The sequence below is a fragment of the Nostoc sp. genome (genome assembly GCF_036917615.1).
Lineage (GTDB): Bacteria > Cyanobacteriota > Cyanobacteriia > Cyanobacteriales > Nostocaceae > Nostoc.
This window is the reverse complement of sequence record NZ_JBALCZ010000037.1, coordinates 20,499-27,162: the sequence shown is the minus strand read 5'-3', so window position 1 is coordinate 27,162 and position 6,664 is coordinate 20,499. Positions and strand designations below refer to the sequence as shown.

Sequence of the window (6,664 nt, the reverse complement as noted above, 5' to 3'; positions counted from 1 at the left end):
AGCGAGTTAAGTGAAGCAATGATTTATGGATCATTGATTCGTCTTATGGTCAGGCGAATGGCATCTTAAGCTTTTGTTTACGAATCAGCTCTAAATGCTGATTCTTGATTATTAGTAATGATAGCTGTATGGATTAAGTACAAATGTACTATAATAAAAGGAATAGTCTGTTTAAAACTCTCGTTCTTTTTGCTGCATATTTGCATACTCAATGTCAAGGCAATTTTCATCGTGGCATAATGGTGTCACTATGTAGATAACGTCGTTATATTAATTTTTTTGTAATTCACAACAAGGGGTCACATATTGAGAATAGGCAGAGGAGGGAAATTATGAATAAAACCCTTGAAATGCCAATGCTGTATAAACGCTTATCAAAAGTGGGATTACAGCCAAAGTTTATTCAAGAAAAAGCCTTACCTGAATGGTGGGATGCAGAACTTGAAAATAATCCTGTAGCTGTTTTAGAAGCGGCAGGACGTATTGCTAAACGTTTAGGGCTAGATATGGCATCAGTTCTTGATCCTGATGCTCCTATTACTTTTAAGCAAGCAATTCGCCCTAAATTTAAGAAGATACAAAAAAATTCTGATGAGAGCCGATTAATTGTTGCTCAAGGGCTAGCTACTCGCGTAGCTGAGATGGTTACGTATGCCTGTAAAAGACCTTTTACAGATATGGCAACAAATGCATTTGAAATTCGGAATTTTATCCTGAAAAATAATTCTTACATAGACCTTGATGCTATTCTGAGATTTTGCTGGAATTGCGGTATTCCAGTAGTCCATTTTTCTGAGTTTCCTAGAGGAAGCATTAAGATGGATGGTATGGCGGCAGTGATTAATGACCGTCCAGTAATTGTACTTAGTTCTAATCGTAGGTACTCTGCTTATTTGCTTTTTATCATTCTTCATGAAATTGGGCATATCGCTAGTGGTCATGTTAAGGACTGTGTTCTGATTGATGAAAAGATAATTAAAGAAGCAGAAGATAAGGAAGAGCAAGAAGCAAATGAGTTTGCTGAATTTATTGTTTTTGGAGATAAAAATAAATATGCATGGGCTAAGGTATCTGACTCGATACAACTAACGCGAATGGTGCGGCAATTAGGCAATAAAGATGCAGTAGATCCTGGCGCTTTAGCATTAAATTATGCTTGGCAAGCAGAACAAAAACAAGACTGGGCAATTGCCCAAGGTGCATTAAAGATAATTGAACCTGTAGCTAATGCATCAGTTAAAATCAATAGTTATCTTGAAAAAGAGCTAAATTGGGAAAAATTAGACACAGACAGCGAAGAATACCTTAAACTCGTAACAGGAGTATAATTGCTCCTAAGTAAAGGAGTGAAATAGGAGCAAGTCTTTGCTGCTGTATTTTACAGATAACGATGTAATTTTAAAGCTGGCAGCCTACCAAATCTTTTGGGAAATGGTTGCTAGCTTAAATATTAAAAACGAAAATATTCGTATATTGCCTACTGCGGCGAAAGTTTTTAGCGGTTCTCGAAAAATTAGTAAGCAATTTAAACCGACTAGCATAGAAAGGGCGAAACAAATAACGGATAGATGTAAAACAATAGATGACTATGCTATCTGTAGTACTTCAGAATACCAAATGTTAGCTTCTACAGATGGAATTGATGTGGGTGAGGCTTTACTTGTTGCTGCAACTCAAATGGAAGAAGATTTTTATTTGCTTACGTCAGATAAACGATTTTTAAAATCGTTAGCATTATCTAGCTTCAACGAAGTTAAGCAAAGATTGTATAAAAAAGCTATTTGTTTAGAGCAGCTAATAATTCATGTAATTGACCATGCTGGATTTGACTTGGTATGTCGTAGAATGGCATCGGCAGATGCTTGTGACCAAGTTATTTCCGAGGCATTTGAGTTGGGTAAACAAACAAAACATCAGGATGCAGTTAAAGTGCTGAACCAAGCAATCCAAGACTTACGCGCAAAGACAGGAAATTTACTCATAGATTCTGTTTTAGTTGCCCAGACAAAACTATAAGACTAAAAACTTTATAATTTGCCTAATTTTTATTGAAATGCTTAGTGTAAAATTATAATAGTATCAAGACTTTTAGCTAGATCGCGTTGTATAAATTTATAAATTTTGATTTTTGCTCCAATCTTTCATAAATGCGATCACTACTCAATTTACTTGTTATCCAAAAGCTTATTAATCTGCAAAATCTTTCCTTATCTTGATAAACTTAATGGAAGGATTTTGCAGTAAGTGTTTTATGCCTGATGTTACTTTACAGTATTCAAATCTTGTTGCTCTAACACCACATTGAAAATTAGTGTAAAACTTACGCTGGGGATAAGTCGGCATAAAACTTGTAGATGAGCTTCTGCATCACTGCGGCGACGAAAACGAGCTACAATCTGGTTCTGCATATTAGGTTTAAGTCGAACTATACACCAAGGACTGAGCTTTTCAAGGTAAGTCATCGAATTCTCCTGGTAAAATCTGTAATTTCCAAGACAAAAGCCAGCCTACTGTGACGGTGGCTGGCAAGAAATATCAAATTGATATTGAAATTAGATTCAATTCCTACTCACTCTTGTCTGGAAAACAAAGCTTCTGCAACACTTCCTCGGGGATATCCTCAAAGTGTTCCAGCAAAAAGTTCATCAGCGCCAGGTGACGTAAATCGGTAGGCATGGGACGGCGGTAGTTTTTACCTCTAGCAAACCAGCGTCGAACGGTGGACAGGGAACGAGAGCAAATCTGAGCTATTTCTTCGTAGTTCACCTGCCACTTGGAGTAAAACTGCTTGGGAGTCATACCCAATTGACAGTAAGTGTAAAGTTGCATCAAATCTTGTTCTCGCTGCTTGAGTGGATGAGGATTCATAAGTCTGTTTCCTCGCTAATTGGTTCTAAATCTTCTTCCCAAGCAATATCGGTAGATGTCCAAGTAGCACTGGGGCAATCTTTACTCAACCAAATCAGGTAGCACCAACTCCAGCAGCAGCGATCGCTAGCAAAGCTATAAAATCTACCAATGACAATACCCCAGTCAGTATCGCTTTCAGTTGAGAGCCCGCCGTAGGCATCGCCATATAAAAATTTGGGTGTCTTTGCTACATCGGGAAAGTTAGCGTGAAGCTCAATAGATGCGTCTGGGCATTTGAGGTTAATTAAGCTTGGGACTATATCTTGGTTACTGTGCCGGATGAGATTGAGATAAGCGGCAATCAACTTACCATTGAGGCTGTAAGTTAATTGAGAAATCAGAATCGCAGCTAGACTTTCTATTTCTTGCTGCTGGAGTTGTATCCAGGCACTATCAAAGTCAGCGTCAGAGTAGTTGTTGAGCTTTGCCAGCAATTCTGTGATGCCGAAATCATCTAAAGCTTGTTGATAAGCTCTGTGTTGATCTGTTTTGTAGCTAACAGGCTTTAACATGGAAAATGTCTCCTGTGATATGGGGGCCAAAAGCCAGCATCCGCCCTGAGAAAGTTGATGGCTGGCTTTTGACTTATCAGTAATTATACGCTGAAATAAAGTGTTTCTGTGTTGATTAGTGTGTTTAAAGTAAAAACACACTAAATCGCTTATGATGATGAAATGGGAAAAGTAACTGTAACTCTTTATATGGAAGAAGAAGACAAAGAAGCCCTGCAATTTTTGGCTGATGCAGAGGAGCGTTCTTTGTCTCAAATGGCAGTATTAATTGTGAAACGAGCTATCAAACAAGCCCAAAATGATGGTAAAATTCCTCCAATTCGGGGGAAATGATGTGTGATGCGATCGCTTGCGTAGAGTGTCAGTATACCCAGCAAGACTCAAACAGGATTCCTATATAAATTTCTAGCTACCACGCTTGACGAATATATCAAGGGAGACTTACATAGTAGGATGCCAAAAACCTTCCTCAGCTAGATTATTGCTGTACGATAGCTTACTGTCTGGATTTGAGAAAGGTTTCTGCCTGTCTTTGTTAGTTTTACTACTATGACTGAAACAGCTTATGCTGCTCGTACTAACCACGCTTTTGTTTTGACTGAAACCCTGCGAGTTGCTGAACTGATGTACCAAGGTGCAACCCAGGAAGATATTCGGCAACGGGTATTGGTGGAGGATTTATTTCAACTGCGCTCCCAAGTTTCTCGTGAGCGGGCGCTACAAACTGTTCTCAAACGCCTTCAACAAGTGCCAGAGGAATACATTCAATTAATTGCCACTGGCAACCCTGACACCCGTCGATTCACCATATTGTTCCTGATTCTGCGAGAACACCGCCTTCTGCGCGAACTCATTGCTGAAGTCCTGTTGGACAAAATTAAGGGTTTTGATTACGTCGTAACCACTGCTGACTTGCGAACCTTCTTTGAAGGAAAGCGAGATCAAAATTCAACCGTGGCTGCATGGTCAGACTCCACCTATAAAAAGGCTGCTAGCAACACCTTACTGGTGCTAGTAAATGCGTGTCTATTGCAACCCACGTCCCCAAGAGGAAATTATCAAATTCGTTCTGTTCCGGTGCCATCAGCTTTGCGTCAACAATTACTCGCTGATGGGCTAGCTCATTACCTGACTCTTATGCTTGATTTTTAATCGACTGCTAACGCTTTAAATACTGCGTCTACGGGGTCAGCGTAAAATGATGTTTGAAATTTAGCAAACAATTCTGGCGGAACACTGCCTAAGTCCACGGCGCTTGCCATTGGTAAGAGGATACGTTTAGCGCCAGCATCAAAGGCTACTTGCAGGCTACCCGATAGGTTACTGACGGGTGTAATCGTCCCACCAATGGTCATTTCCCCAAATATTGCAAATTGTGTTTGAACACTTCGTTTTAGAGAAGCAGAACATAACGAAACGAACAATGCTAATCCGCTCTCTTGCGGTGCGCCAGACCCTTGCAAGTCTAATAACTGAAGCAAAAAATCCAAATTACTTGGGTGAATGCTACTGCTGACTCTTTGGGCGTTAGCTTTGAAGTAATTCATCGCAATGTTTAAACTGTCCTTCATCTTGCCAGCCGTCGCTACACCAGTGCGTACTAACTTGCCACCACCGGGTACTGCTTGCAGTTCAAGTTTAAATGCTCCGATTATGCCGCTATCCCCAGTACTGACAAAGTGCAAGTGACCAGGAGTAAGCATTTCCTGGCTAATCAAGCTTGAACCACCCTGTTCCGGTACTGAAACAAAATGCTCATCTAGAGTTTCCAAATCGATGTAACTGAAATGCACATCGTAAAATTCCATTCCGCCAATTTTCTTTAATTGTTCTTTTACCCGCCGTCGCACCCGCAGCCCATACACTAAGGCTTCGCGCACGTCTTCTTTACTAAATGAACCATCTGGGAAAAGCAGTTTTAGCAGCCCTGATACAGTTTTGCGAACTGCTTGAACATCTCGTTGTTTAAGATTGTTACCTAGTCTAAAGTGGAGGTCTATGGCATCGGCAAAATTGCGTTTACGCATTTCCCGCAGCCACTCCGCTAAGTAATCGACAATAAACCCGTACTGGTTGGTGAAATTCTCTGGGCTAAATTTGGGGATTTCCCAGCCAGGAATATAAGCGTGAAAACGGTCGAAGAAGGCGGTGTCAATCATGGCTTCGGGGAAAGGTGCCAGCAGGTGTGAGGTCTTCACTAAGGATTCCACGCTTTGATTAATGTTGCCGACAAAGACCATAGAAGCATTAGCGGTAATCTCCGCCTTACCGCGTGCAAAAGAACCTGATGCCATGTAATCCTTCATGATTTGCACACCGTCGTTATCGTGGAAGCTCATGCCTGCTACTTCATCAAAGGCAACCACGTCAAATAAACCCACTAATCCCACGCGACGGTTAGACATATTGTAGAAAAGATTCGCTACTGTAGTTTTTCCACCGGAAACTAAGATTGAGTTAGGAGAAACTTCTTTGTAGACGTGGGATTTACCTGTAGAACGTGGGCCAAGTTCGCAGCAGTTGTAGTTATTTTCACAAAGGGCTACCAAACGGGCAAGTAGATGCCATTTCACATCTTCGCTGACGGTAGTGGGTTCCAGTCCTGTTGACCGAATCAGTAGGTCAATCCATTCACTGCGGGTAAAAGCCGGGCGACCCGCAAACAGTTCATCCATATCCACACTCGGCATTTGGATCGGTTTGAGGCTTCCGACAATGAAGGGACTGGGTTTGGTTCCGGCTTCGTATTCCAGTTGTAGAATACACCAAATACCACCACCCAGAAGCTTTTGGTTGGGTTTGACAATTTCTGGGTCAATGACTACGCCTTTGACACCCAGGTTCATTAAAGTTCCCTGGTAGATGTCATCTCTGTCGTTGAGCGTTACCGTTACCCGGTCAATGATGGTAAATCGTCCCAATTCCCGAATTTTAGATTTGATCTGTTCTGCTTCATCAGGACGGACGTAATTCTGTGCCAGGATGTTTTTTACACGAGTAACGCCTTCCTCAATAGTGGTTTCGTCGTCGGTCGCGCAGTACATACCGAGTAGGTATTCCAGCACATACACAGGTACATTAGCACCTTCTTTAATACGTTTAGTCAGGTCTTTACGTACTACCTTTCCAGGGTAAATGCTGTTTAGCTTTTGATTCAGGTCATGCATACTAAGGTTATGAACTGCTGGTGATTATTCTGAGATGATTGAAGTCAGTTGGTTAATAATCCAACATCTAAAATC

General features: G+C 41.1%; 8 protein-coding genes. 4 read left to right on the top strand and 4 right to left on the bottom strand.

Annotated features, from left to right (window positions below):
• Nucleotides 1–332: 332 nt before the first annotated feature.
• Nucleotides 333–1,328: an ImmA/IrrE family metallo-endopeptidase gene (locus V7K85_RS13715; protein WP_334814203.1), complete on the top strand. Its 996-nt coding sequence runs from the start codon at nt 333–335 to the stop codon at nt 1,326–1,328.
• 37 nt (nt 1,329–1,365) lie between these two features.
• Entirely contained in the window at nt 1,366–2,016 is a 651-nt protein-coding gene (locus tag V7K85_RS13710) for a hypothetical protein (RefSeq protein ID WP_334814202.1), read from the top strand.
• Nucleotides 2,017–2,261: 245 nt separating this feature from the next.
• On the opposite strand, the gene V7K85_RS13705 is transcribed toward V7K85_RS13710, so the two are convergent.
• The 3 genes from V7K85_RS13705 to V7K85_RS13695 all read right to left on the bottom strand — a co-directional run bounded on the left by V7K85_RS13705 (nt 2,262) and on the right by V7K85_RS13695 (nt 3,422).
• Complete coding sequence (locus V7K85_RS13705) at nt 2,262–2,462, bottom strand: hypothetical protein (RefSeq protein WP_179068196.1); 201 nt, start codon at nt 2,460–2,462, stop codon at nt 2,262–2,264.
• Between the two features lie 103 nt (nt 2,463–2,565).
• Nucleotides 2,566–2,868 carry a helix-turn-helix domain-containing protein gene (locus V7K85_RS13700; protein ID WP_334814201.1) on the bottom strand — a complete coding sequence of 101 codons (303 nt, stop codon included), beginning with the start codon at nt 2,866–2,868 and terminating at the stop codon, nt 2,566–2,568.
• Nucleotides 2,865–3,422 (bottom strand): hypothetical protein, encoded by a 558-nt coding sequence (locus V7K85_RS13695; RefSeq protein WP_334814200.1) that lies wholly within the window; start codon nt 3,420–3,422, stop codon nt 2,865–2,867. Before V7K85_RS13695 ends, V7K85_RS13700 begins: the two co-directional genes overlap by 4 nt.
• Nucleotides 3,423–3,584: 162 nt before the next feature.
• Here V7K85_RS13695 and V7K85_RS13690 point away from each other — a divergent pair, with 162 nt between their 5' ends.
• Complete coding sequence (locus V7K85_RS13690; protein WP_084227419.1) at nt 3,585–3,755, top strand: ribbon-helix-helix domain-containing protein; 171 nt, start codon at nt 3,585–3,587, stop codon at nt 3,753–3,755.
• A gap of 216 nt (nt 3,756–3,971) precedes the next feature.
• Nucleotides 3,972–4,574: a BrxA family protein gene (locus V7K85_RS13685; RefSeq protein ID WP_334814199.1), complete on the top strand. Its 603-nt coding sequence runs from the start codon at nt 3,972–3,974 to the stop codon at nt 4,572–4,574.
• Here the strand turns inward: V7K85_RS13685 and brxL are convergent.
• Entirely contained in the window at nt 4,571–6,589 is a 2,019-nt protein-coding gene (brxL, locus tag V7K85_RS13680) for a protease Lon-related BREX system protein BrxL (protein WP_334814197.1), read from the bottom strand. The two genes, V7K85_RS13685 and brxL, sit on opposite strands and share 4 nt — an antisense overlap.
• Between the last annotated feature and the right edge of the window lie 75 nt (nt 6,590–6,664).